This is a genomic window from Ochrobactrum sp. WV_118_8 (assembly GCF_039631535.1).
In the GTDB taxonomy this organism is placed as follows: domain Bacteria; phylum Pseudomonadota; class Alphaproteobacteria; order Rhizobiales; family Rhizobiaceae; genus Brucella; species Brucella anthropi.
The window spans coordinates 242,655-265,596 of record NZ_JBDIUZ010000002.1 but is presented as its reverse complement, the minus strand read 5'-3'; the positions used below and the strand labels follow the sequence as shown (position 1 = coordinate 265,596).

The following is a 22,942-nucleotide window of genomic DNA, read 5'->3' as shown; positions in this document are numbered from 1 at the left end:
GCTCTATAGAACTGATTGCAGAAACTCTTTCGTCCGCTCTTCGGTCGGAGACTGGAATATCTGTTCGGGCGTGCCCTGTTCGCAGATGCGTCCCTTGTCGAAAAAACAGACACGATCAGACACTTCGCGTGCAAAGCGCATCTCATGGGTGACGAGGAGCATTGTCAGATCATGTTCTTGTGCCAGACTGCGAATGACCGCCAGAACTTCGCCGACAAGTTGCGGATCAAGTGCCGATGTAGGCTCGTCAAAGAGTAGAACACGCGGACGCATAGCCAATGAACGCGCAATCGCAACGCGCTGCTGCTGGCCACCTGAAAGCTGAGAAGGGTAGTGATCTTTCTTGTCTGTCAGGCCGACAAGAGCAAGAAGATCGAGTGCACGCGCCTCGGCTTCGTCCCGCTTCATACCGAGAACGTGTACAGGCGCTTCGATGATATTGCGCAGCACAGACATATGCGGAAACAGGTTGAAGCTCTGGAACACCATGCCGACATGCGATCTGATTTTACGCAAGTGGGCTTCGCTCGCCCGAAACTGTCCTTTGCCGTTTGGTTGGTGATAGGACATATCTGCGAGTTCGAGCGTACCCTCCTGAAACGGCTCCAGTGTCATGAGAATACGGAGCACCGTCGATTTTCCCGATCCTGATGGGCCGATCAGTGTTACTTTCTCGCCTGTCTTGACCGAGAAATTGAATTGATCCAGCACAGTCAGTGCGCCGAAACGCTTGGCTACGTCCTGAAAGCGGATAATTTCCTGGGTCATTTGAGAGCGATCCCGTTCTTTGGAAGTGTGCGTTCGAGCAGGCGTATGAGCGCCGAGCAGATGAGGGTCAGCATGAGGAAGATCAGGCCGACCATCGACAGTGGCACCAGATATTCGAAGGTGCGGTCGCCGATCAGATTGGCGAGGTTCAGCATGTCAACGATACTGACGACAGACAGAACCGGGGTCTCCTTCAGCATCGAGACAAGGTAGTTGCCCATAGCCGGGATGATCCGGGGTATGGCTTGCGGAATGACAATGTCGCGATAGGTGCGCCAAGGCGTAAGGTTCAGGGCGCGCGCTGCTTCCCATTGTCCGCGCGGAATGGCTTCGATACCTCCGCGATAAACCTCCGACGTATAGGCCGAATATTGAAGGCCAAGCGCCAGAGCGCCGGTCAGGAATGCGGGCAGAACAATGCCATAGACAGGCAGCACGTAATACAGGAAAAACAACTGCACCAGCAGCGGCGTATCGCGCAGAAACTCCACAACGACAACTGTCGGCCAGGATATGATTTTGTATGGGCTGCGGCGCAGAAGCGCAAAGACGAGACCGAGCACTAGCGCAATGGCAAAGCCGGTGGCTGCCGCTTTCAGGGTTACCGTCAGACCAATTGCCAGAATTGGCAGAATGGAAATCGCAAAGGATAGCGTGGACGAGGTGTCCCATGCATAGCCGTAGATCATGCGAAACCTCCTGCCATTGTCTGGCGTTTCAGTCGTCGCTCAAGCCAGCGAATAGCGGAGGCGAGCACCAGAGCCATTGCAAAATAACCGAGTAGTGTCAGCGAATAGATCGTCACATTGTCGAGCGTCAGATTGCGCAAACGCTGGGCCTGGAAAGTCAGATCGCTGATGGCGATAAGCGAGGCGAGTGCTGTATCTTTCAGATTATGAATAGCCAGATTGCCGAAAGCCGGCATCATCTCGACAACTGCCTGTGGCAGGACGATGTGAAACAATGTGTGGCCTCTACTGAAGTTGAGGGCTCTTGCGGCTTCATGTTGCGCTTCAGGAACGGCCTGCAAGGCACCACGCACGACCTCAGCACCATAAGCACCAATGTTAAGGCCAAGCCCCATAATGCCGGTCGTGATCGGATCGAATGAAATGCCGATCAATGGCAGGGCGTAATAGAGCCAGAACAATTGCACGAGCAGTGAAGTACCCCGGAATATCTCGATATAGATCACCGCAATCGTGGAAAGGATCGGCCCACCCGCAAAACGGGCAATGCCGGCTGCGAACGCCAGCAGAGTGCCGATAGCCATCGAACTGAGGGCAAGAACGACGGTGATTTGTGCGCCTTTGAAAAGGGCGGGAAGATACTCCGTCCAGTGCATATGGTCTTCTCCCGATAGAGATGAGACAAGGCCCGCCGAACCAATCATCATGGCACGGCGGGCGACAAAAGCGTTATTTTGCGTTGCAGAGGCTGGCTGTATCAACAGTCCGCGCCGCTTCGACGCTCTCTTCGCTAAGCCCATAGGTCATCAGGATTTTCTTGTAGTCATCGGTCTTCTTGAACTCGATGAGTTCCCTGTTGAAGGCGTCGTAGAATTCCTTGTCCTCCGGACGGAAGCTGAAAGCGCCAAAACTGCGCGCGGACTTGCCATCCACAACCGGGTCGGTAAACGGATGTGCCTGTTCCAGTTGTGGCGAATTTTCAACGAGCTTGGCCACTGTCAGCTCTGTTGCGGCATAGGCATCCGCACGACCGGTCTGAACCGTGGATGGAGCGTCAGCATTGCCCTGAATCATGACGATCTGCGATTCATCGATACCCATTCCATGCAGGAAATCGATCTGATCGGCACCCGAAACGATTGCGACTTTCAGAGACGGATCTTTCTTGATGTCGTCATAGGAATGAATGTTTTTTGGATTGCCTTTTGGCACCAGGAGACCTTCACCATAGCTGGAATTTGCAACCGTGAACTGAACCTGTTTGCAGCGGTCGGGCAAAACATTCTGCTCGGCGGCGACAAACTCAAAGCGTTTGGCCTTCAATCCGGGAATAAGCGAGCCAAAAGGCGTAACAGTCCAATCGACTTCTTCAATTCCGAGTTTTTTGAAGATTGCTGCGGCAACGTCCGGGCCGATGCCTTTGGCTGCGCCACTCGCGTCCATATAACCATAGGGCACTTCGTTGGCAGTCGCTCCTCGCACAAAGCCCGCGCTTTTCAGATCGTCAATGGTGACGGCCTGTGACGGGATTGTAAGAGCTGCAAATGCAGCCGCGGAAAGCAGAGCGGAAATCGTATGAAGTTTCATGCGCATGGTGTTCACTCCTCTTTATGGATGCCGGTTGTTTTTGGTCCGGCTTTTCAATTGGTTGGTACTGATTGATTTAAGACGAAGACGGCTCCTCGCTGATCGTGGCGATGACCGAAAGGCAATCACCCATCTTGATGAGACCCGGAAAGTGCCGTGCCGCGAGAATTCCGTCGAGTGCGGCGCGGTACTCCTGCGGAGCCACGCCGGTGCGCGCCACATTATGAACGCGGGCAATGAGGTCGCCCTTGCGTATTTCCGCGCCAAGATCGACCAAAGGTTCAAGTAAACCTTCGGTATCGGCAAAGCCGAAACATTCCTGCGATGGCATATCGAGCCATGTGGTGGGCGAAAACTCCACTTCACCATGCAAAATGTCTGCGTGACGCAGAAGGTTGTGAATGCCGCGCTTGGCGATTGTTGCCGACCGTGCTGAAATCGTGCCACCGCCGGAAAGCTCGGTCGTCACAAACACCTTCCCGGCTTCCTCAGCGGTCGTGTCGTACATGCCTACAGCATCGATCTCGATCATTCGCATGGAAAAGGGGGCGGAGAATGCTTTGACGGCAGCAAAGCATTGGGCTTCCTGAGTTGCATCGGGCAGGGCATGTGCTGCGGCATAGGGCAGGAAATCGAGTGTTCGTCCGCCGGAATGAAAATCCATGACGATATCGGCTGTGGGCAGCAGATAGCGGGTGAAATAATCGGCGATCTTTTCAGTTACCGTGCCATCCGGGCGGCCGGGGAAACTACGATTGAGATTGCCTTTATCTATCGGCGATGTGCGTGTTCCGGCCATGAAGGCCGGGAAATTCATTGCAGGAACAATGATAACGCGTCCGTTGATCTCAGCTGGTTTCAGATTGGCGGCTAGATCGTAGAGTGCAACCGGCCCCTCATATTCATCGCCGTGATTGCCACCCGTAAGAAGGGCTGTGGGTCCATCGCCATTGCGAATGACGCAGATGGGCAGCATCAGCGATCCCCAGGCGGAATCGTCTCTGGACCAAGGCAGCCGCAAATGCCCGTGCTGTACGCCGTCGCGGTCAAGATCGACAGTCGGCGTGATCGGGGAGGGACGTGATGGAGGCGAGCTAAGCATCATCGCAGCGTCCTAATCCTTGACCACGAGCTTGCGTGGCACATTCGACAGGCATTCGACGCCGGTTTCGGTGATCACGATGCTCTCGGTGATCTCCAGCCCCATGGTTTCCAGCCAGAGACCTGTCATGAAATGGAAGGTCATCCCGGGCTGCAACTCGGTGTGATCGCCGGGGCGCAGGCTCATGGTGCGCTCGCCCCAATCCGGCGGATAGGACAGACCGATTGAATAGCCGGTGCGGTTGTCCTTGATGATCCCGTATTTCTTCAGCACAGCGAAGAAGCCGTTGGCGATATCTTCGCACGTGTTGCCGGGGCGAGCAGCAGAAAGTCCCGCTTCCATACCTTCGAGCGTTGCTTTTTCTGCATCAAGAAAAGCCTGCGTCGGCTTGCCGAGAAATACAGTCCGCGACAGTGGGCAATGATAACGCTTATAGCAGCCGGCGATTTCGAAGAAAGTACCTTCTCCGGTCTTCATCGGTAGATCATTCCAGGTGAGATGCGGGGCGGAGGCATCAGGTCCAGAAGGCAGCAGTGGCACGATGGCAGGATAATCGCCGCCGAAATCGTCAACGCCGCGCGTGCCTGCATCGTAGATTTCGGCAACCAGATCGCATTTACGCATGCCCGGCTCGATTTTATCGACGATGCGCTGGTGCATGGCTTCCACGATGCGACCAGCTTTGCGCATATAGTCGATCTCGGTTGCACTCTTCACCGCACGTTGCCAGTTGACGAGTCCTTGCGCATCCTTGAACCGGGCATTTGGCAGGTGTTTCTGCAGGGCATGATGCGCTGCAGCCGTGTACCAGTAATTATCGAACTCCACGGCTATCGTCTTGTTGCCCCATCCCTTTTCCTCAAGGATTGAGGCCAGAAGGTCCATCGGGTGGCGTTCCAGCGATTGCACGTAATGGTCGGGATAGCCGATAATGTTGTCATGGCTGATCCACGCGGTGCGTTTAGCACCGTTGCCATCCTGACCGCGACCATACCAGATCGGTTCGCCTTCCATCGAAAGCACAACGCATTGATGGACATAGAAGGACCAGCCATCATAACCGGTAAGCCAGTGCATGTTGGACGGGTCTGTGACGATGATGACATCGAAGCCTGCCTTCTCCATGGCGCGACGGGTTTTGGCTATCCGCTCATCATATTCCGCGCGGGTGAAGTTGAGTTCCACACTCATCGACTGGCTCCTGCAGTTTTGGTTGAATCAATTTTCGTGCCTGCGTCGCGCAGGCTGGCGCGCTCCGTCGCAAGACGGGCGATTGCAGTATCCTGAACCCCGGTGCCCGTGAGGTCGCAGAAGGTTATGTCCTCTGCCTTCCGCTGGAATGTGGGGGCATTGAGAACGATCTGGCCCAGTTCCGGAAAGACAGTATCCGCTGCAACAATCCCAGCCGAAATTGCGTGGTGCAGTTCGCCAAGCCTGCGTGTCTGGGAGAGGCTGTCAGCGACATAGATGATTGATCGCTGGAACAGAGCAGGGTCGATTTCGTTCTTATGTTCGGCATCCGAACCCATCGCAGTAACGTGCTGGCCGGGTGCAAGCCATTCAGCCTTTATGAGTGGCGTTTCCGATGGCGTGGTCGTGACGATGATGTCAGTGCCATCACAAGCTTCCTTTGCATCTGCAATCGCCGTCACCGGTATTCCGAGCTTTTGGGTGAAGTTTTGCGCGGCTTTTTTCGCGCTATCGAAGTTGCGTGCCCAAATCCGCGCCTCGGTGATGGGGCGCACGAGCGTCAGCGCTTCAAGCTGCATTCCAGCCTGCATGCCCGCACCGAGGATGGTGGCGACACGGGCATTTTCCCGCGCCAGATATTTTGCTGCGACAGCACCGGCAGCCGCTGTACGCACATCGGTCAGATAGCCATTATCCAGCAACAATGCTTCGATAAGCCCTGTCTTTGCCGAAAACTGGATCATCAGCCCATTGGTGGATGGTAAGCCGATGGAAGGATTGTTGAAAAAGCCGGGACTTACCTTAATGGCAAAGCTGTCTAATCCAGGAATATAGGCGGTCTTCACATCGACTTCGCCACGTTCTGCGGGGATATCCAACCGAAGAATGGGCGGCATGCTGACACCGCCACTGGCGAGTGCCCGGAAAGCATCCTCCACGCACGCCACGCTTTCAAGGTCGAGGGCTATGATCTGTCGCAGATCAGCTTCGGTTGGAATTCTCATTTCAGCCATCAGCCTGCCCTCCGATAGCGGTCTTCCACTATTGCGCGATGTTGTTCGGGATCGATATTGCCACCAGAAACAATGATGGCGGTTGGTCCTGTCGGCCTGATCTTGCTGCTCAACAAGGCGGCAATACCGACGGCCGCGGCCCCTTCGATGACTTCGCCTTCTTGCGTTGCGGCATGTCTGATCCCCGCTGCGATCTCCTCTTCATCGAGCAGGATCACATCATCAAGCAGCGAGCGGCACATCTCAAAAGTCCAACGGTTATCGAGGCCTATGCCACCACCGAGGGAATCTGCCAGTGTATCCAGTTCTTCAACATTGACTGGTTTACCCGCTTCAAGGCTCGCTTGCATCGCCGCACCGCGTTGCATGGAAATTCCAATTACCCGCGCTTGCGGAAGCTTTGCTTTCACTGCTGCAGCCACTCCGGCGGCAAGGCCGCCACCAGAAAGCGGAACAAGCACCGTGTGCAGTTCGGGGAGATCTTCGACAATTTCCAATCCCACAGTTCCCTGTCCGGTAATAATGCGCGGATCGTCGAACGGTGGGATGGCATTCATGCTTTCATCACGCACAAGTCGCACGACTTCTTCCATCGCATCGTCCTGGGATTTGCCGATGATGCGCACATCAGCACCAAGCTCACGGATCGCTTCGACCTTATTGCGCGGTACAAGCGATGAAAGGCAGATCGTGGCGGTCAACCGCTGCGTGGATGCCGCATGAGCCAATGCACGCCCATGATTTCCGGTAGAGGCTGTGACAAGCCCCCGCTCGCGTTCATTCCCGGACAGGCTGAGAACAGCATTTGTTGCACCGCGAAGCTTGAAACTACCCGTTGGTTGTCGGTTTTCAAGCTTGAGAAAAACCGGCACGCCTGATCGCCTGCTGAGACTTTCGGAGTGGATCAGCGGTGTTCTTTGGACATGATCATTCAGCCTGTCTTGGGCTTGCTCTATTTCGTTGAGACTGATCATTTGCGACACACTTCCCGACATCCGCACCGCCGTTCAAAGCGGCGTGACAATGGGGAGCGCTGCACCAAGCAAAGCACGTCTTCGCTGCAGGCGAGCAAATTGAGGGCGCAATAATACGCTACGTGCGAAACCGTAAGGCCGCATCCTCGTTCCCCATATGTTTGATTTTTTGTTCTTGGCTCTATGTGTGAAAGACCTATAGGATCATGTCAATAATTATATTGGATCATTACAATTTTGATCTGTCACGACTTTTCGATGTCGGAGCCTTGTCAGCGGCGCAGGGGCGTGCCAATGAGAACAGGAATGTTTGTAGATGCTGGATCAACAGAATGAAAGCCGCCTTGAAGCTCGACGCCGTCGATTTGCGTATTCTCGAAGCCGTTCAGGAGAATGCGCGGATCACCAAGCTTGCGTTGGCGGAGAAGGTCGGGCTTTCTGCGACACCCTGCTGGCTGCGACTGCGCAAGCTGGAAGAGGCGGGGATTGTCACGGGCTATCATGCGCGCATCGCCTACCGTAAAATTGCTCCCACCGCGCATGTCATTGTGCAGATCACTCTGGGCAATCATCGTCAAAGCGATTTTGACCGGTTCGAAAGAGCCGTCACAGCAGTACCCGAAATCGTGTCCTGCTGGTCGGTTGGCGGTGGAGTGGACTATTTTCTGATGATCGTGGCGCGCGACATTGATGGCTATCAGCGTCTGATTGACCGTCTTCTGGATCAGAATATCGGCATAGAACGCTACTTCACCTATATCGTGACTAAGCTGGTCAAGGACGAGAAAGCGAGTGCACCTTTGTCGCTGTTCAAGGAAGTCGCGGACTAGCCCAAACAGACTGTCTGGCTTTTAAATTTAGTCCAATTCGAATGTTCGTCGGGCTGCCTTTGGTCCGAATCCAGAGCTATCCTGTGACAAACTTCTTCCTGAATTGGGAGAAGAACAATGAATGCCGTTCTGGATCATCCGATACAACATGATGGGCTTGGCAGGCTTCGCGATAAGCATCTTTTTCGTGAACTGGGCTATGTCGATGGACGCTGGGTAGCGGGACCAAAGGCCGAAACCTTCCCTGTTCTCGATCCTGCAACGGGTCAACGGCTTGCCCGTGTGGCTAGTCTTGGCGAAGCTGAGACGACGCTTGCGATCGATGCGGCAGTAAAGGCGTTTTCGGCCTGGCGTGATAAGCTGCCCCACGAACGATCCGCGGTCTTGCGGCGTTGGTTCGAGCTGGTCACGGCAAATCGCGAAGATCTCGCATTGCTGATGACGTTGGAGCAGGGCAAGCCGCTGGCGGAATCGCGCGGCGAAATCGACTATGGCGCATCTTTCATCGAATGGTTTGCAGAAGAGGCCAAGCGTCTTAACGGCGAAACCATAGCGAGCCATCTCCCAAATGCCGAGATGCTCGTGCGCCGCGAGGCGTTGGGTGTCGTAGCACTTGTAACGCCATGGAATTTTCCGCATGCCATGATCACCCGCAAGGCGGCTGCAGCGATTGCCGCCGGTTGCCCGGTCGTCGTGCATCCGTCTTCTGAAACACCGCTTTCTGCACTAGCCCTCGCCGAACTGGCCGAACGTGCGGGAATGCCTGCGGGCATATTCAATGTGCTGACGGGCAAAGCCGCGCCTATCGTCGATGTATTGTGCCGCGACGAGCGCGTACGGGCGCTGAGCTTCACCGGTTCAACGGACATCGGCAGGCTGATTGCCACCAAATGTTCGAACACGATGAAACGGCTTGTCATGGAGCTTGGCGGACATGCACCTTTAATCATCTTCGATGATGCCGATATCGAGCGGGCGGTTGATGTTGCTATGGCCGCCAAATTTGCGACGTCCGGTCAGGATTGCCTTGCTGCCAACCGTATCTTTGTCCAGCGCGGTATTCTGAAAGCGTTCACAAAGGCTTTTGCTGTACGCATTGAAGCGCTGAAGGTCGGCAATGGGATTAATCCGACGGTGGAGATCGGGCCTCTGATGCACAGCCGGGCGGTGGACAAGGTCGAAGAGCACGTGCGGGACGCTGAAAAGCGAGGCAGTAAGATACTCGTCGGCGGCAACCGGCTGAGAGAGAATTCGCTTTTCTTTGAACCGACATTGCTGGTCGATGTGCCTGACGATGCGGCGATTATGCACGAAGAGACATTCGGACCGGTAGCTGCCGTCACGGTTTTTGACGATGAGGACGAAGTCATCGCCCGCGCCAATGCCACACAATATGGTCTCGTTGCCTATGTCGTAACGGCGAATGGCGCCCGACAGCTCCGTATGGGGCGCGCACTCGAATATGGAATGGTAGCCATCAACCGCGCAAAAATTACCGGCGCACCGATCCCTTTCGGCGGCTGGAAGCAATCCGGTCTTGGCCGCGAAGGCTCCCATCAGGGCATCGAAGCCTTCACCGAACTCAAGTATCTCTGCATCGATACCGCCGCGTGAAAGCGTGGCGACAGGAAAGGAACACAACTATGTTGAATAATAGCAATGAACTGACCGCTTGGGATCGGGATCATTTCTTTCATCCGTCCACGCATATGGGGATGCATGCCCGTGGTGAAACGCCAACGCGCGTGCTGGAAGGCGGCGAGGGCGTGTACATTGCCGACGTGAATGGCCGGAAGAGCCTTGATGCCTTCGCGGGCCTTTATTGTGTCAATGTTGGTTATGGCCGCACAGAAATTGCGGATGCGATTGCAGAACAGGCGCGCAAGCTTGCCTACTATCACGCCTATGTCGGTCATGGCACTGAAGTGTCGATCACGCTTGCCAAGATGATCATCGACCGTGCACCAGACCATATGAGCCGCGTCTATTTTGGTCTGTCCGGTTCGGATGCCAACGAAACCAACATCAAGCTGATCTGGTATTACAACAATATTCTTGGCCGCCCGGAAAAGAAGAAGATCATTTCTCGATGGCGCGGATATCATGGTTCGGGCGTGATGACGGGAAGCATGACGGGTCTTGCAACCTTCCATAATGCATTCGATCTGCCGCGCGCTCCGATCTTGCATACGGAATCCCCTTATTATTTCCGTCGCGCGGACCGCTCGATGAGCGAAGAGCAGTTTTCGCAACATTGCGCCGACAAGCTCGAAGAAATGATCCTTGCTGAAGGTCCGGATACGATTGCTGCCTTTATTGGTGAGCCGGTTCTGGGTACGGGGGGCATTGTGCCGCCACCGGCTGGTTACTGGCAGAAGATTCAGGCCGTTCTTGATCGCTACGATATTCTGCTCGTTGCCGATGAGGTCGTTACCGGCTTCGGCCGTCTTGGCAGCATGTTTGGTTCCGACCATTACGGCATGAAGCCAGATCTGATTACCATCGCCAAGGGATTAACCTCGGCCTATGCTCCGCTTTCCGGCTCGATTGTATCGGACCGCATGTGGCAGGTGCTGGTTCAGGGATCGGACAAGATGGGGCCAATTGGCCATGGCTGGACCTATTCTGCCCATCCGATCTGCGCTGCAGCAGGCGTAGCCAATCTCAAGCTCATCGACGAGTTGAAACTGGTTGAAAATGCCGGCTCCACAGGCGCCTATTTCCGCAAGGCACTGCAGGATGCTCTTGGCGATCACAAGCATGTCGGCGAAATTCGCGGCGAAGGTCTGATGGCGGCAATCGAATTCGTGGAAGATCGCGACGACCGCAAATTCTTCGATCCTTCGCTGAAGATCGGCGCACAGGTTTCAACGGCACTTCTTGCCAACGGCGTTATCGCTCGCGCTATGCCTGAAGGCGATATTCTCGGATTTGCTCCACCACTCTGCCTGACGCGTGAAGAAGCAGACAAGGTTGTTGCCGCGACGAAAAAGGCAGTTGCGACCGTCTTTGCTTGAGCCAGTAAGAGCCGTGGCTGTCGGATATTCAATGTCTGACAGCCACGGCTTTTCTCTTTGTTCGCCAGAACAGAAATGTCGCCTTGTCGAAGCCGTTCCATTCGCCATATGTGTTGGTGAGGCATTGAGGAACCATTCCTATGACGACGATTGGCTTGAAGCGTATTTATGAAGCTCCTTCACCGAACGATGGCTACCGTGTACTCGTGGATCGTGTTTGGCCGCGCGGTATGACAAAGGAGAAGGCGGATATAGATCTTTGGGCCAAAGATATTGCCCCGACCGCCAATCTTCGCAAATGGTTCTGCCATGATCCGGCGAAATGGAATGATTTTCAGATAAAATATCGCGAAGAGTTGGAAGGTAACAAGCCAGCACTGAAGGATTTGATCGCGACCGCCAAGGCAAGAGGTGGGCGACTAACGCTCTTATATGGCGCGAAAGACGAAGAGCATAATCAAGCTGTCGTCTTGCATGAATTCATGCAAACTCTGTAGACGGCCTCAAAGAGTGCCACAACCGTGGCACTCTTTGGTATTCAATCTCAAAATCACCACTTGGTGTGGACCTTGAGTAGCGCTTTACGCCCTTCACCATAGCCGCAGACATAAATGCCCTGACAACCAGCGACATAGTTCTTGTCGAACAGATTGGTGACGTTGAGGTCGACCCCCCAATTGTCTTTTTCGTAACCGAGCTTCAGGTCGGCAAGCGCCACAGCTGGCACCTTGAGTGTATTTTCCTCATCGGCATAAGAGGAACCGAGGTAGCGTACACCGCCGCCGAGCGTCACCCCTTGAAAAGCACCGTCTGGCACCTTGTACTCGACAAAGACGGAGGCCTGTTGTTCCGGCAAGAGGTAAGGACGATTGCCGATAATATCGGGGTTGCTGTCATTCTCTTTGATTTTCAGGTCGTAGGCAGTAACCGAAGCAGTCACTTTCCAGGCATCGGTGATATTGGCCTGAACTTCCAGTTCGAAACCGCGCGAGTTGACCTTGCCAAGCTGCTCACGCGCGAAGCTGGAGCCAGTGAGGGCATTCTCCTTGGTCAAATCAAACAGTGAAGCGGTGATCAAGCCGTCGAACAATTCCGGACGGTATTTGACGCCCACTTCATACTGTGTTCCCGTCTCCGGTTGAGCATAGCTGCCATCTGCCAGCGTTTCGATGATCGGATTGAAGAAGGTCGCGACGCTGACATAAGGCGTTATGCCATTGTCGAACTCGTAGCCCAGTCCAGCGCGGCCTGAAGCTTTGCCCTTGTTATATTCGTAGCTCGGCAATCCTGCCGCGTCAGTTTTGACATAGTCGTAGCGACCGTTGAATGTTGCGATCCAGCCGTCGCCGAACTCTACTCGATCCTGTGCGTAAATGCCGATCTGGTGACGTCGCAGATCCTGATCGATATAAGGGTCGAACATCGGGCCCTGTGGTTCACCATATACCGGATTGAAACCATCGATAACAGTCGCCCCGCCGGTCTGCTGCATCTGTTCAATACGGAAATAACGGTACTCGACACCAAACAGAAGATTGTGTGTCAGAGCATCGGTCTCGACTGTTCCCTCAAGCTGGTTGTCGGCAAGGAAGGTATTGACCGTCGTATCGTGCCTGAAATTGATGCGCGCAATGTTCGGATTTCCTGGTGCCGGCTGCGGCAAGAAACCTTCATAACCATAGGCGTAAAGGGTGTGTTCTTTCACATGTGAAAAACCATAGCGAACGTTCTGCCGTACAGTCCAGTCATTGTCGAACTGATGCTCGAATTCATAGCCGATGGAGGCCTGCTCGCGCTCGTAGGAATCAATGTCGGGCTCGGTGAAATTTCGCTTGCGCGAAATCTTGCCGAACTCGGTTGGAACGACAGTGCCGTAGTAGGGAAGAAAGCCTCCGCCATCGTGGGTCAGATCAAGATGGGTATAGTTGCCGAGAATGGTCAGCTTCGTCGCTTCGTCCGGCTTGTATTCAATGCTTGGCGAGATGACGCCGCGAAATTCCTTGGCGAAGTCTGTATAATTATTGCCACCCTGAATCTTGCCGTTCACACGGTAATTGACCGTATCGCTGGCTTTGTCGCCGATGTCGAAGCCAAGATAGGCATTACCGTAACTATTGATGCCCGTTTCTAGATATCGCAGCCGCTCGTCGGTCGGACGCTTGCTGATATAGTTGACAATGCCGCCCGGATTGGACCCGCCGTAAAGGGCAGACGATGCACCACGCAGAACGTCGATACGTTCAATGCCAAAGCTATCGATCAGGAAACCACCGAAGCCGTAGCTGAAGTTCTGCAAACCGTCGAGATAGGTGCCGTATTGGGTGGCTTCGAAACCGCGAATATAGAGCCAGTCGGTATCGTTATCGACACCGAAAGGCTGTCCGAGCACACCTGGCGTATAGCGCAATGCTTCGTCCAGCTTTTGCGCGCCGATGGCATCCATCTGCTTGCGCCCTACAACTGATACGGATTGTGGAATCTTTTCGATGGCAACGCTGTCTTTCGAGCCGGTTGTCGTTGCTGTTGGAACAAAGCCGTTTACCGGCGCAACACCCTCATCACTACGACCATTTCCCGTCTGTACGACAACCGTGTCAAGGCGAACCGTATTGTTAGCCTCTTGCGCATAGGTTGTCGAAACCGGCAGAAACGCAAATGCTGCGTTGCCGGCCAGCAGCATCAGGAAGTGTTGCTTTATCGATGTGGTCATTCGGTGCAAGCCCCTTGAGAAATCCTATATCTGACCCAACTTGCCAACGTCCGATAAGACAACAGCCAGGTGCGGCGAATGCGTCAGCGCTGCAACGCATTGCGAATTAATATGAGTATTTACATCAAGATATTGCTAGAAGATTGTTCGTTATTTCGCCTAATTGAATGATCTTTGGCTAATGTAAAATGTCCTCAAATATCGCTCGCGCTGGGTTTACTGTTGGTGTTGTCTGACCCAGGCGGCAGGCGTAGTGCCGGTCAGTTTCTTGAAAACACGGGTGAAATGCGCCTGATCGGCGAAGCCCGTGAGAGCTGCGATATGGGGTAGGGACACGTTTGGTTGCAGAAGCAGCATCTGCGCTTGATCAATGCGCTTCCGCATCTGCCAGGCGTGCGGTGAAACACCTGTCGAGGCCTTGAAGGCGCTGCAGAAATAGGATTCGGACAATCCGGCGAGCGTTGCCAGTTCTTGAAGGCGGATAACGCGCGCGTAATTATCCTCCATGAATTCAGTAACGCGGTGAAGCTGTCGCGGTGAAAGCTTGCTGTTAAGTGTCCTTTGTTCCAACTGCGCTTCAAAGAGTTCTGTTACAAGTGCGGTTAGCAGGCCCTCTCCATAAAGGTCATGCATCGGTGCTTTTGAAATGCATTCTTCGGCCAGCAAGGAACCAATCTGTTCGATCTTCGAGTTCGAAAAGAACAGGCGAGGCTTTTCGATGCTACTTTTGTCCAGTACGTGACCGAAGCGTTGTTGTAGAGCAGCAATATCGAAATGCAGATCGAGATGTTTTAGTTTTCCCGGACGTGTTACGCGGCTCCAGATCGTCATGCCAGCAGGGACGTAGCAAAGCCTTTGCCGCGGTTGAACACTCGCCAGCGTATGGTTGGTTTGTTCGGGGCGGATTGCCAGTTCCCCTCGGCTTTCAAGCACAAGAAAAAGGCGCGGCGCTTCCGAAACATATTCTCCGCGTGCGCCTGGTCCGCAATCGACCGACCATACGTCGGCTATTGCGCCATTCCAAACGCGATAATGGAGATCGTCCAGTAAGCTGACGTCTTCAATGTGACTTTTCATATGCGGATGGAAGCCCAAACTCTTCTTCCCGATGATGTTTCTCAAAACATGTATATCTTTCTCATATTTTGCTATCAACCTTCGATGAACTGCTTTATTGCAGGCCAGATATCTAGGTCCTGACCCTAGAGTTGACCAAAATCAGGAATGAGAATGATGACCTCCGCTCTGTTCGAACTCGAGAATGTCACCTTTTCAGCCGCCGGGCGCGTCCTGTTGCAACCGCTGACGATGTCGATACCGGTGGGAAGCCTGACAGCGCTTATCGGGCATAATGGTTCAGGCAAATCAACACTTCTGAAGATTTTGGCTCGGCAGCAGCCAGTGTCCGGCGGGACTGTACGCTTTGCGGGTAAGGCGCTTGGTGATTGGGGTGACCGTGAGTTTGCGCGTAAGCTTGCCTACCTGCCACAGCAGACTGCACCTGCGGCAGGCATGCTGGTCAGGGAACTTGTCGCTTTGGGGCGCTACCCCTGGCACGGTGCTCTAGGGCGCTTCGGCGCAACGGACCGTCAGAAGGTGGAAGAAGCCATCGAACTGACCGGGATCGGAGCCTTCGCGGACCGATTGGTCGATACCCTTTCGGGCGGTGAGCGTCAGCGCGTCTGGCTCGCCATGCTGGTTGCTCAGGATGCGGAATGCCTTCTGCTTGATGAACCGACTTCGGCGCTGGATATCGCGCACCAGATCGAAGTTCTCTCGCTTGTGCGTAAGCTGTCACACGAAAAGGACCTGAGCGTCTTCGTCGTCTTGCATGATGTCAATATGGCCGCACGCTTTTGCGATGAAGTGTTTGCACTCCACAGCGGCAGATTGATCGCACAATCCACGCCTAAGGGAATTATGGTGCCAGAACGCCTGGAGGAAATCTATGGCATTCCGATGGAAGTCATGCAGCACACTTCTACGGGACAGTTGATCGCTTCGCCGCGATAGGCTGTCAGTCCCTACCTTCTTCGGGCGTTCCTAACGGAAACAGATGACGGAATGGTCGCGCTTCGTCGAGTGCGCGGGCATAGCTCGGCCGTGCAAGCAGACGTTTGCGATAGGTCCACACATTGGCGAATTTTTCGGGAATGGCATAGGTCCAGTCTGCGTAGAGCAGGGCAGGCGCCGCAGCGCAGTCGGCAAGGCTGAAATCATCCCCCGAGACCCATTCACGCCCTTCCATATGTCGATCCAGAAACGCGTAGGCTGTATCGAAGGCTGCTCGCCAGCGGTTGCCCCCGTCGTCATGCTCGCGACCAAGTGCGATATAGACGAGGCGTTGCTGCGGGTAGTTTATGTAATTATCGAAGAAACGATCCCACATTCTCACGTCTGCGCTGACAAGCGGGTCTGACGGGATCAGTTGTCTGGTGTGGGGATAGGCAGCGTCGAGATACTCGATGATACCGGTCGCTTCAAACACCAGTTTTCCATTATGCGTTAGCACGGGGAATTTACCGAAGGGCCAAAGGGCGTTGAACTCGCTCGCTACCGGTTCCGTACCATCAAGAATTCTTGCTTCGAAAACTATGTCCTTTTCATAGAAGGCGGTTATCGCTTTTTGGCAGTATGACGAAAAGGGATGAAGGTAGAGTTTCAAGGTCATCGTGGTCCTCCCAGACAGATGGCAGATGAACTTCAATCGCCGTTGGCGCGATAGTCCGCGCGATTGATGCCATGACGCTGCATCTTATCGTAAAAGGTCTTTCGCGGAATACCGAGCGCCTCAATCGTTTCCTGAACATTGCCATTATGGGCGGCAAGCGTTTCGCGGATAAGCGTTTCTTCGTAGCGCTCGAGCCGTTTTGGAAGTGTTTCTTGATTGCCGACCATCGATTGCAGCAAGTGAGCCGGTTTCGCAACGCCAAGCGCTACGCGGTCGGCAAAATGTGCCAATTCGCGGACATTTCCCGGCCAGCTATGGTTCATGAGATGTCGGTGTGTCGCTGTATCGATAGCGGGCACATCGCGATTGAAGCGTTTCGACGCTCGCGTCAGGAAATGTGCGAAAAGCAACGGAATGTCGTCTCGTCTTTCTCTCAGCGGCGGGATGGAAAGCGTGACGACATTCAGCCGGTAATAGAGGTCCTCACGGAAGTCGCCTCTCTGGGCGGGGTCACCGAGGTCGATCTTTGCTGCAGCCACAACCCGCAGATCGACCGGGCGAACCTCATTCGTGCCGAGTGGAGTGATTTCGCGCATCTCAAGGACGCGCAGCAGTTTCACTTGCGTTGCTGCAGGCATGCTTTCAATTTCATCGAGAAACAGCGTGCCACCACTTGCATGTTCAACCCGTCCGAGCCGCTTTTTCTGAGCTCCCGTGAAAGCACCTGCCTCGTGACCGAACAGTTCGCTTTCAATCACCGTTTCGGGCAAGGCCCCGCAGTTGAGTGCTACGAAATTGCCTTTGCGACGATGGCCCCAGTTGTGCAGCAACTGTGCGACGACTTCCTTGCCACTGCCAGTTTCACCAGCCACGAGCACATCAACATCCGTATCGGCTATATCGCGCAAGGTACGGCGCAGATTTTCCATCGCCGGTGTCTGGCCGATCAACGGCAGATCACCCTCCACATTCTCGGCGGCTTCGCGTAAGGCGCGGTTTTCAACGATAAGCTGTCGCTTTTCCCATGCACGACGGATGCTGTGCACGAGCCTGTCGGCTGCAAACGGCTTGGCGATGAAATCATAGGCACCGTCCTGAATGGCTTGCACCGCCATCGGAATATCACCGTGGCCAGTAATCAGGATTACTGGCAAATCGGGGTCAATGGCTTTGATCCGGGCAAAGAATTGGAGACCGTCGATCTGCGGCATGCGGACATCGGTAACGACAACGCCATCATACTCAAAAGTAACACTGTTCAACGCATCCAGTGCGCTTGGAAAATCAGCAACCTCAAAACCGGCAAGCTCAAGCGTTTGACGAGTGGCGCGGCGGAGGGCCTTGTCATCGTCGACAAGGATAACGAAGGGTGACTTGTCCATCATGCTTTTCTCAGTTCAATGCGGAAAGACGTGCCTGCGGCATTACTTTCGGCAGAGATGGTCCCGCCATAGTCAGTGACGATCTCCTTGACGATCACAAGACCTAGACCGAGACCTTTTTCCTTCGATGTATTGAAAGGCGAAAACAGATTGTCGCGAATATGCTGCGGCATACCCGGTCCATTGTCGGAAACCAATATGATGACTTTGTCACGATCTACATGAGTACGGACTTCTATTTTTCCATCATTCTGTTTTAAATCAATGGCTTCCAGTGCATTCTGGAACAGGTTGATGAAAACCTGCTCCAGCCGGATTGAATGACCGATAACTTGCAGTTCCGGCGGTGGTAGTGCGATATCGAGCTGATCCATGCGCCCAGAGAACCTGCTTCGCAACAGTACCAGCGCACCCGAAATGACCTGACTGAGCGAAGTCGGTTCGGAAGGAGTACGTCCCTTGCGGGCAAGTGCTTTAAGGTCACCCGTGATTGTACCTATGCGGTCTGTTAATGCGGCGATTTCACTGAGGTTTTCGGTTGCGTTGGAAAGGCATTTCCGTTCGATGAAGGTTTTTGCGTTGTCTGCATAGGCGCGAATAGTTGCGACGGGCTGGTTGATTTCATGCGCCACGCCAGCCGCTACTTGCCCCATGATGGCCAGGCGATTGGCGTGCACGAGGTCCTGCTGCACCCCTTGCAGCATTGTTTCGGTGCGACGATGGTCGCTGATCTCGGCTTGCAGTCTGTCGCGTGCCAGACTGAGATCGCGGGTGCGCTCTTCCACGCGTTCTTCCAGTTCCATCTGTGTACGCTGTGCATTGGCGATGCGTGTCGCGATTTTCTGTCTGCGACGTAAAAGAAGTCCGGCAACCGTTGCGATGGCTGAAAGGATGATAAAGGTGAACAACCGGAATTCACGAATGGCGGAAGGAATCTGCGGGCGAATTGGCGCGAGACTGTACATCTGCCAGGGAGTGGAAGGCACGATCGAACGGATCGCAAGAAAGTCGGTATTGCGCGCATTGCCGGGCAGCAGCGCATCAATCAACTGTACATCCTCGCCGTCAATTGACTTGATCGACAGGGGCAAGGGTTTAAGTGGCGCGTCACCAAACTGCAGGCTATCGCGGATAGACTGAATCTGCTCCTGATTGATCGAGCCAATGGTCATGAAACGCCAGGACGGCAAGCTTGTAATCAGAACGATATTTCGTTCATCCGTCACGAAGGTCGGTCGTCCGGCATTGTTCCAGTCACTTTCCAGCCTGTCGAACTCCAGCTTGACAACGATCACCCCCAACGGACCGCTTGGGCCATCGATGCGACGGGATATGTAAAGACCGGGGCGATTGCTGACATTGCCGAGCGCAAAGTACTCTGCATCCCCGTTTTTCAAAGCGTTGTGAAAATAGGGGCGAAACTTGTAGTCGTTGCCGACAAAACTCGTTGGTCCGCGCCAGTTGCTTGCCGCGATGGCAATGCCGTCCATGCCGACAAGATAAATGACGGCCGCTTGAGTCCCATCCGCCAATGCTTCGAGTTTCTCATTCAAGGGATCGATTGTTGTGGCTGTTTTGTCCAGTAATGCAGCTTCCAGCGCCTTATCCTTTGACAGCACCAGAGGCAAAGCACGTTGCTTGTCGAGAACAGCGCGCAACAATGCAGTGTTGAGGTTGGCATCGATCCTTGTCTGCTCGCTTAATGCGAGGACGGCCTTGTCTCGTGCCATGTCGCCGACGACCCAGAATGCAAGCGCGAAAACCGCAGCCCAAAACAATCCGAACAACGCCCATGTCCGTCGGTTGATGTTTGTGGGTCGGGTGCGGCTGTCCGCTGGGGAGGGGTTCGAACTCATTGCTCTCATTGTGCAATATTTCACACAAATAGGAAATAAAAATGTGCGGATAATCGCACTTCTGCTAGATATACTTCGATGCGAAAACTCACAAATTTAAAGAAAACAACACGTTAGTGATCTATCTCCAAACTGGCACGGACATTGCAATCAATCAGTTCAGCAGCGGCTGGGACCGCTGGAATTCGAGACTGAAGGCTTGGGAGGCTGGACAGGTTCCGGACTGAGCCGAACGGAGGACATCATGATTGCAGTACCGACAGGTGCCGCGGCTGCGCCGCGCGGCCCAATCCCCTTTTACAAGCATCTTTATGTACAGGTATTGGTGGCTATTGCTGCCGGTATTCTGCTTGGCCATTTTTACCCCGAGCTGGGCACGCAGTTGAAGCCGCTTGGCGATGCGTTCATCAAGCTCGTGAAGATGATTATCGCGCCTGTCATCTTCCTGACCGTTGCAACCGGCATCGCCGGAATGACCGACATGAAAAAGGTCGGTCGCGTTGCCGGTAAGGCAATGATCTACTTCCTGACGTTTTCGACGCTTGCCTTAATTATTGGGCTTATTGTCGCCAACGTCGTGCAGCCGGGCGCCGGGATGCACATCGACCCGGCTTCGCTTGATCCGAAGGCCGTTGCCAACTACGCCGCCAAGGCACATGAGCAGACCATCACCGGCTTTCTGAGCAACATCATCCCGACAACGATTGTTGGAGCATTCGCAGACGGCGACATTCTGCAGGTGCTGTTCTTCTCGGTTCTGTTTGGTATTGCGCTGGCTCTGGTCGGCGACAAGGGCAAGCCTGTCACCGATTTTCTTCACGTCCTGACAGCACCCGTTTTCAAGCTGGTTTCGATCCTCATGAAGGCCGCTCCAATCGGGGCTTTCGGTGCCATGGCATTCACCATCGGCAAATACGGCATCGGCTCGATTGCCAATCTCGCGCTTTTGATCGGCACATTCTATCTCACGGCCCTGCTGTTCGTGCTTGTCGTTCTGGGAGCTGTCGCCCGTTACAATGGCTTCTCGATCCTCGCGCTTATCCGCTATATCAAGGAAGAGCTGCTGCTGGTTCTGGGCACATCTTCGTCTGAAGCCGCACTTCCCGCGCTGATGGACAAGATGGAGAAGGCTGGCTGCAAGCGCTCTGTCGTTGGCCTCGTCATTCCGACGGGCTATTCGTTCAATCTCGACGGCACAAATATCTACATGACGCTGGCAGCCCTCTTCATCGCGCAGGCGACGGATATTCCACTGTCACTGAGTGATCAGATACTGCTTCTACTGGTGGCAATGCTGAGCTCAAAAGGTGCAGCAGGCATTACGGGTGCCGGTTTCATCACGCTTGCGGCGACACTGTCCGTCGTTCCAGCCGTTCCAGTCGCGGGCATGGCCCTGATCCTCGGTATCGACCGCTTCATGTCAGAATGCCGCGCTCTGACCAATCTCGTTGGCAACGCGGTCGCAACCATCGTCGTGGCACGTTGGGAAAATGAACTCGATACCGACAAGTTGGCCGCAGCGATGAACGGAACGCCTGTTGTCACAGACCTTGTTCCGCAGCTGGAACCTGCCGAATAACGGCATATCAGACAGTAAGAGAAACGGCCCGCTTCCGGCGGGCCGTCTTCCATCTAGCGCTCTACAGGTTTGCCTTGCGTTATCAACCGAGCGCTATGCTGGCCGGAGATGTAAGTCCAGAGCCAGCTCCAGGCGACGGCGGCACGGCTTCGCGTTCCAATAAGGAAGAAGATGTGCGCAATGCCCCAGAACCACCAGGCGATGAGTCCCTTGAGCTTGAAGCGCCCCATATCGACCACAGCGGCGCCTCTGCCGATGGTCGCAAGATTGCCCTGATGCTTGTAACGGAATGGCATCGGTGGGGTCTTTCCTTCAATGCGGCTTTTGATGACCTTCGCAACATAGGCACCTTGCTGCTTGGCGGCAGGGGCAATACCCGGAACCGGCTTGCCGTCCGGTCCCTCGACCCATGCGGTATCACCAATGACGAAGATATCCTCATGGCCAGGTACATTGAGGTTGGATAACACCTTCACGCGCCCTGCTCGGTCACTCTCGGTGTTGAGCCACGTTGCAGCTGGAGAGGCAGCCACGCCTGCTGCCCAGATTGCCGTCCGGCATGGAATGAACTCTTCGCCGACAGTCACGCCCTCGGCTGTGATGTCCTTGACCGGAATTCCGAGCCGTACTTCCACCCCCAGTTTTTCGAGCGCTTTCAACGCATAATTGGACAGGTCTTCTGGAAACGCCGCCAGAATGCGCGGACCGGCTTCAAGCAGCATCACGCGTGTCTGCCGCGTGTCTATATTGCGAAACTCCGGCCATATGGTTTGCTTGGCCAACTCAGCGATAATGCCTGCTAGTTCAACGCCCGTCGGCCCGCCACCCACGATGGCAAATGTCAACAATGCTTGCCGCTTTGCTTCATCGCTTTCACGTTCTGCACGCTCAAAGGCGAGAAGCAGGCGACGGCGAATGGTGGTTGCGTCCTCAAGTGCCTTCAGTCCGGGTGCTAGCGCCTCCCACTGATCATTGCCGAAATAGGCGTGTCTTGCACCGGTGGCGAGTACAAGCATGTCGTACGAAATTTCGGTGCCGTTTTCGAGCAGCACCTGACGGTGTTCGGTGTCAACATCGGTGACTGTGCCCAATAGCGTGGTCACTTCCTTGCGATCTTTGAACAGATGCCGGATCGGCCAGGCAATTTCGGACGTGGCGAGGATAGTTGTTGCCACCTGATAGAGAAGCGGCTGGAACAGGTGATGATTGCGCTGATCGATCAGCGTTATTCGCACGTCGACGTTTCTAAGATCGTGGATCAGTTGCAATCCGCCAAAACCGGCGCCGACGACAACGAGATGGGGGGCTCGCTTTTCATTCATTACTTCAGCCTGCTTTCATCCTTAAAATGCTCGTCAATCACCCTGTTGCAAGAGGAGGATCGTCGTCAGACATATTTTATGTCTGTGTCCTGCTTTTTCCAGACATCTTACCCCGATATTGATCTATTTTAAGTTTTCATCACAGAACGGTGTAAAGAGATTGTCTCCGTTCCAGAATAGAACAATTCCAGAAAGCACTTTCAACTTTTTGAGCGATCTTGTGTTTGCTGTCATTTCTTTTAACATTTTGT

20 protein-coding genes are annotated in these 22,942 nt (G+C 54.3%); 6 read left to right on the top strand and 14 right to left on the bottom strand.

The features are described 5' to 3' along the window. Positions 1-3: 3 nt before the first annotated feature. The 8 genes from ehuA to eutB all read right to left on the bottom strand — a co-directional run bounded on the left by ehuA (position 4) and on the right by eutB (position 7,324). Entirely contained in the window at positions 4-768 is a 765-nt protein-coding gene (gene ehuA / locus ABDF71_RS15415) for an ectoine/hydroxyectoine ABC transporter ATP-binding protein EhuA (protein WP_029927582.1), read from the bottom strand. After that, complete coding sequence (gene ehuD / locus ABDF71_RS15410) at positions 765-1,457, bottom strand: ectoine/hydroxyectoine ABC transporter permease subunit EhuD (RefSeq protein ID WP_151663859.1); 693 nt, start codon at positions 1,455-1,457, stop codon at positions 765-767. Before ehuD ends, ehuA begins: the two co-directional genes overlap by 4 nt. Continuing rightward, complete coding sequence (ehuC, locus tag ABDF71_RS15405) at positions 1,454-2,113, bottom strand: ectoine/hydroxyectoine ABC transporter permease subunit EhuC (protein WP_010658663.1); 660 nt, start codon at positions 2,111-2,113, stop codon at positions 1,454-1,456. Before ehuC ends, ehuD begins: the two co-directional genes overlap by 4 nt. 73 nt (positions 2,114-2,186) lie before the next feature. Then, a complete protein-coding gene (gene ehuB, locus ABDF71_RS15400) occupies positions 2,187-3,050 on the bottom strand; it encodes an ectoine/hydroxyectoine ABC transporter substrate-binding protein EhuB (RefSeq protein ID WP_151663858.1) in 864 nt (287 codons plus the stop codon). Positions 3,051-3,120: 70 nt separating this feature from the next. Then, on the bottom strand, positions 3,121-4,149 hold the full coding sequence (gene doeB / locus ABDF71_RS15395; protein ID WP_151663857.1) for a N(2)-acetyl-L-2,4-diaminobutanoate deacetylase DoeB: 1,029 nt from the start codon (positions 4,147-4,149) through the stop codon (positions 3,121-3,123). 9 nt (positions 4,150-4,158) lie between these two features. Beyond that, a complete protein-coding gene (gene doeA, locus ABDF71_RS15390) occupies positions 4,159-5,337 on the bottom strand; it encodes an ectoine hydrolase DoeA (protein ID WP_151663856.1) in 1,179 nt (392 codons plus the stop codon). Beyond that, a complete protein-coding gene (locus tag ABDF71_RS15385; RefSeq protein WP_151663855.1) occupies positions 5,334-6,350 on the bottom strand; it encodes a cyclodeaminase in 1,017 nt (338 codons plus the stop codon). Before ABDF71_RS15385 ends, doeA begins: the two co-directional genes overlap by 4 nt. After that, complete coding sequence (gene eutB / locus ABDF71_RS15380; RefSeq protein WP_151663854.1) at positions 6,350-7,324, bottom strand: hydroxyectoine utilization dehydratase EutB; 975 nt, start codon at positions 7,322-7,324, stop codon at positions 6,350-6,352. The genes ABDF71_RS15385 and eutB overlap by 1 nt, the downstream gene beginning before the upstream one ends. Before the next feature lie 344 nt (positions 7,325-7,668). Here eutB and ABDF71_RS15375 point away from each other — a divergent pair, with 344 nt between their 5' ends. From ABDF71_RS15375 to ABDF71_RS15360, 4 genes are all read left to right on the top strand, one after another. Continuing rightward, complete coding sequence (locus ABDF71_RS15375; protein ID WP_192800246.1) at positions 7,669-8,154, top strand: Lrp/AsnC family transcriptional regulator; 486 nt, start codon at positions 7,669-7,671, stop codon at positions 8,152-8,154. 117 nt (positions 8,155-8,271) lie between these two features. Then, entirely contained in the window at positions 8,272-9,768 is a 1,497-nt protein-coding gene (locus ABDF71_RS15370) for an NAD-dependent succinate-semialdehyde dehydrogenase (RefSeq protein ID WP_151663852.1), read from the top strand. A 29-nt stretch (positions 9,769-9,797) separates the two neighbouring features. After that, a complete protein-coding gene (locus tag ABDF71_RS15365) occupies positions 9,798-11,171 on the top strand; it encodes an aspartate aminotransferase family protein (protein ID WP_036586463.1) in 1,374 nt (457 codons plus the stop codon). Positions 11,172-11,311: 140 nt separating this feature from the next. Further along, on the top strand, positions 11,312-11,668 hold the full coding sequence (locus ABDF71_RS15360) for a DUF488 domain-containing protein (RefSeq protein ID WP_010658672.1): 357 nt from the start codon (positions 11,312-11,314) through the stop codon (positions 11,666-11,668). Between the two features lie 53 nt (positions 11,669-11,721). On the opposite strand, the gene ABDF71_RS15355 is transcribed toward ABDF71_RS15360, so the two are convergent. Beyond that, on the bottom strand, positions 11,722-13,881 hold the full coding sequence (locus ABDF71_RS15355; protein WP_151663851.1) for a TonB-dependent siderophore receptor: 2,160 nt from the start codon (positions 13,879-13,881) through the stop codon (positions 11,722-11,724). Positions 13,882-14,097: 216 nt separating this feature from the next. Then, a complete protein-coding gene (locus ABDF71_RS15350; RefSeq protein ID WP_235918649.1) occupies positions 14,098-14,958 on the bottom strand; it encodes a helix-turn-helix domain-containing protein in 861 nt (286 codons plus the stop codon). Positions 14,959-15,114: 156 nt separating this feature from the next. Between ABDF71_RS15350 and ABDF71_RS15345 the strand changes: the two genes are divergently transcribed. Then, positions 15,115-15,894 (top strand): ATP-binding cassette domain-containing protein, encoded by a 780-nt coding sequence (locus tag ABDF71_RS15345; protein ID WP_029927561.1) that lies wholly within the window; start codon positions 15,115-15,117, stop codon positions 15,892-15,894. 4 nt (positions 15,895-15,898) lie between these two features. Here the strand turns inward: ABDF71_RS15345 and ABDF71_RS15340 are convergent, their stop codons facing one another. The 3 genes from ABDF71_RS15340 to ABDF71_RS15330 are packed head-to-tail and all read right to left on the bottom strand — an operon-like array spanning position 15,899 to position 19,799. After that, positions 15,899-16,552: a glutathione S-transferase family protein gene (locus ABDF71_RS15340; protein WP_151663849.1), complete on the bottom strand. Its 654-nt coding sequence runs from the start codon at positions 16,550-16,552 to the stop codon at positions 15,899-15,901. A 32-nt stretch (positions 16,553-16,584) separates the two neighbouring features. Continuing rightward, positions 16,585-17,934, bottom strand: coding sequence for a sigma-54-dependent transcriptional regulator (locus ABDF71_RS15335; protein WP_151615690.1), 1,350 nt, complete (start codon positions 17,932-17,934; stop codon positions 16,585-16,587). Further along, positions 17,934-19,799 (bottom strand): ATP-binding protein, encoded by a 1,866-nt coding sequence (locus ABDF71_RS15330; protein WP_151663848.1) that lies wholly within the window; start codon positions 19,797-19,799, stop codon positions 17,934-17,936. Before ABDF71_RS15330 ends, ABDF71_RS15335 begins: the two co-directional genes overlap by 1 nt. Positions 19,800-20,034: 235 nt before the next feature. Here ABDF71_RS15330 and ABDF71_RS15325 point away from each other — a divergent pair, with 235 nt between their 5' ends. After that, positions 20,035-21,369 carry a dicarboxylate/amino acid:cation symporter gene (locus tag ABDF71_RS15325; protein ID WP_012092900.1) on the top strand — a complete coding sequence of 445 codons (1,335 nt, stop codon included), beginning with the start codon at positions 20,035-20,037 and terminating at the stop codon, positions 21,367-21,369. A 53-nt stretch (positions 21,370-21,422) separates the two neighbouring features. Here ABDF71_RS15325 and ABDF71_RS15320 read toward each other — a convergent pair whose 3' ends face one another. After that, positions 21,423-22,691, bottom strand: a complete 1,269-nt coding sequence (locus tag ABDF71_RS15320; protein ID WP_029927553.1) for an NAD(P)/FAD-dependent oxidoreductase — start codon at positions 22,689-22,691, stop codon at positions 21,423-21,425. Positions 22,692-22,942 lie beyond the last annotated feature (251 nt).

Coding starts and splice junctions, on each gene's coding strand:
- ehuA (WP_029927582.1), bottom strand. CDS start 768: ATGACCCAGGAAATTATCCGCTTTCAGGACGTAGCCAAGCGTTTCGGC.
- ehuD (WP_151663859.1), bottom strand. CDS start 1,457: ATGATCTACGGCTATGCATGGGACACCTCGTCCACGCTATCCTTTGCG.
- ehuC (WP_010658663.1), bottom strand. CDS start 2,113: ATGCACTGGACGGAGTATCTTCCCGCCCTTTTCAAAGGCGCACAAATC.
- ehuB (WP_151663858.1), bottom strand. CDS start 3,050: ATGCGCATGAAACTTCATACGATTTCCGCTCTGCTTTCCGCGGCTGCA.
- doeB (WP_151663857.1), bottom strand. CDS start 4,149: ATGATGCTTAGCTCGCCTCCATCACGTCCCTCCCCGATCACGCCGACT.
- doeA (WP_151663856.1), bottom strand. CDS start 5,337: ATGAGTGTGGAACTCAACTTCACCCGCGCGGAATATGATGAGCGGATA.
- ABDF71_RS15385 (WP_151663855.1), bottom strand. CDS start 6,350: ATGGCTGAAATGAGAATTCCAACCGAAGCTGATCTGCGACAGATCATA.
- eutB (WP_151663854.1), bottom strand. CDS start 7,324: ATGATCAGTCTCAACGAAATAGAGCAAGCCCAAGACAGGCTGAATGAT.
- ABDF71_RS15370 (WP_151663852.1), top strand. CDS start 8,272: ATGAATGCCGTTCTGGATCATCCGATACAACATGATGGGCTTGGCAGG.
- ABDF71_RS15365 (WP_036586463.1), top strand. CDS start 9,798: ATGTTGAATAATAGCAATGAACTGACCGCTTGGGATCGGGATCATTTC.
- ABDF71_RS15360 (WP_010658672.1), top strand. CDS start 11,312: ATGACGACGATTGGCTTGAAGCGTATTTATGAAGCTCCTTCACCGAAC.
- ABDF71_RS15355 (WP_151663851.1), bottom strand. CDS start 13,881: ATGACCACATCGATAAAGCAACACTTCCTGATGCTGCTGGCCGGCAAC.
- ABDF71_RS15350 (WP_235918649.1), bottom strand. CDS start 14,958: ATGAAAAGTCACATTGAAGACGTCAGCTTACTGGACGATCTCCATTAT.
- ABDF71_RS15345 (WP_029927561.1), top strand. CDS start 15,115: ATGACCTCCGCTCTGTTCGAACTCGAGAATGTCACCTTTTCAGCCGCC.
- ABDF71_RS15340 (WP_151663849.1), bottom strand. CDS start 16,552: ATGACCTTGAAACTCTACCTTCATCCCTTTTCGTCATACTGCCAAAAA.
- ABDF71_RS15335 (WP_151615690.1), bottom strand. CDS start 17,934: ATGGACAAGTCACCCTTCGTTATCCTTGTCGACGATGACAAGGCCCTC.
- ABDF71_RS15330 (WP_151663848.1), bottom strand. CDS start 19,799: ATGAGAGCAATGAGTTCGAACCCCTCCCCAGCGGACAGCCGCACCCGA.
- ABDF71_RS15325 (WP_012092900.1), top strand. CDS start 20,035: ATGATTGCAGTACCGACAGGTGCCGCGGCTGCGCCGCGCGGCCCAATC.
- ABDF71_RS15320 (WP_029927553.1), bottom strand. CDS start 22,691: ATGAATGAAAAGCGAGCCCCCCATCTCGTTGTCGTCGGCGCCGGTTTT.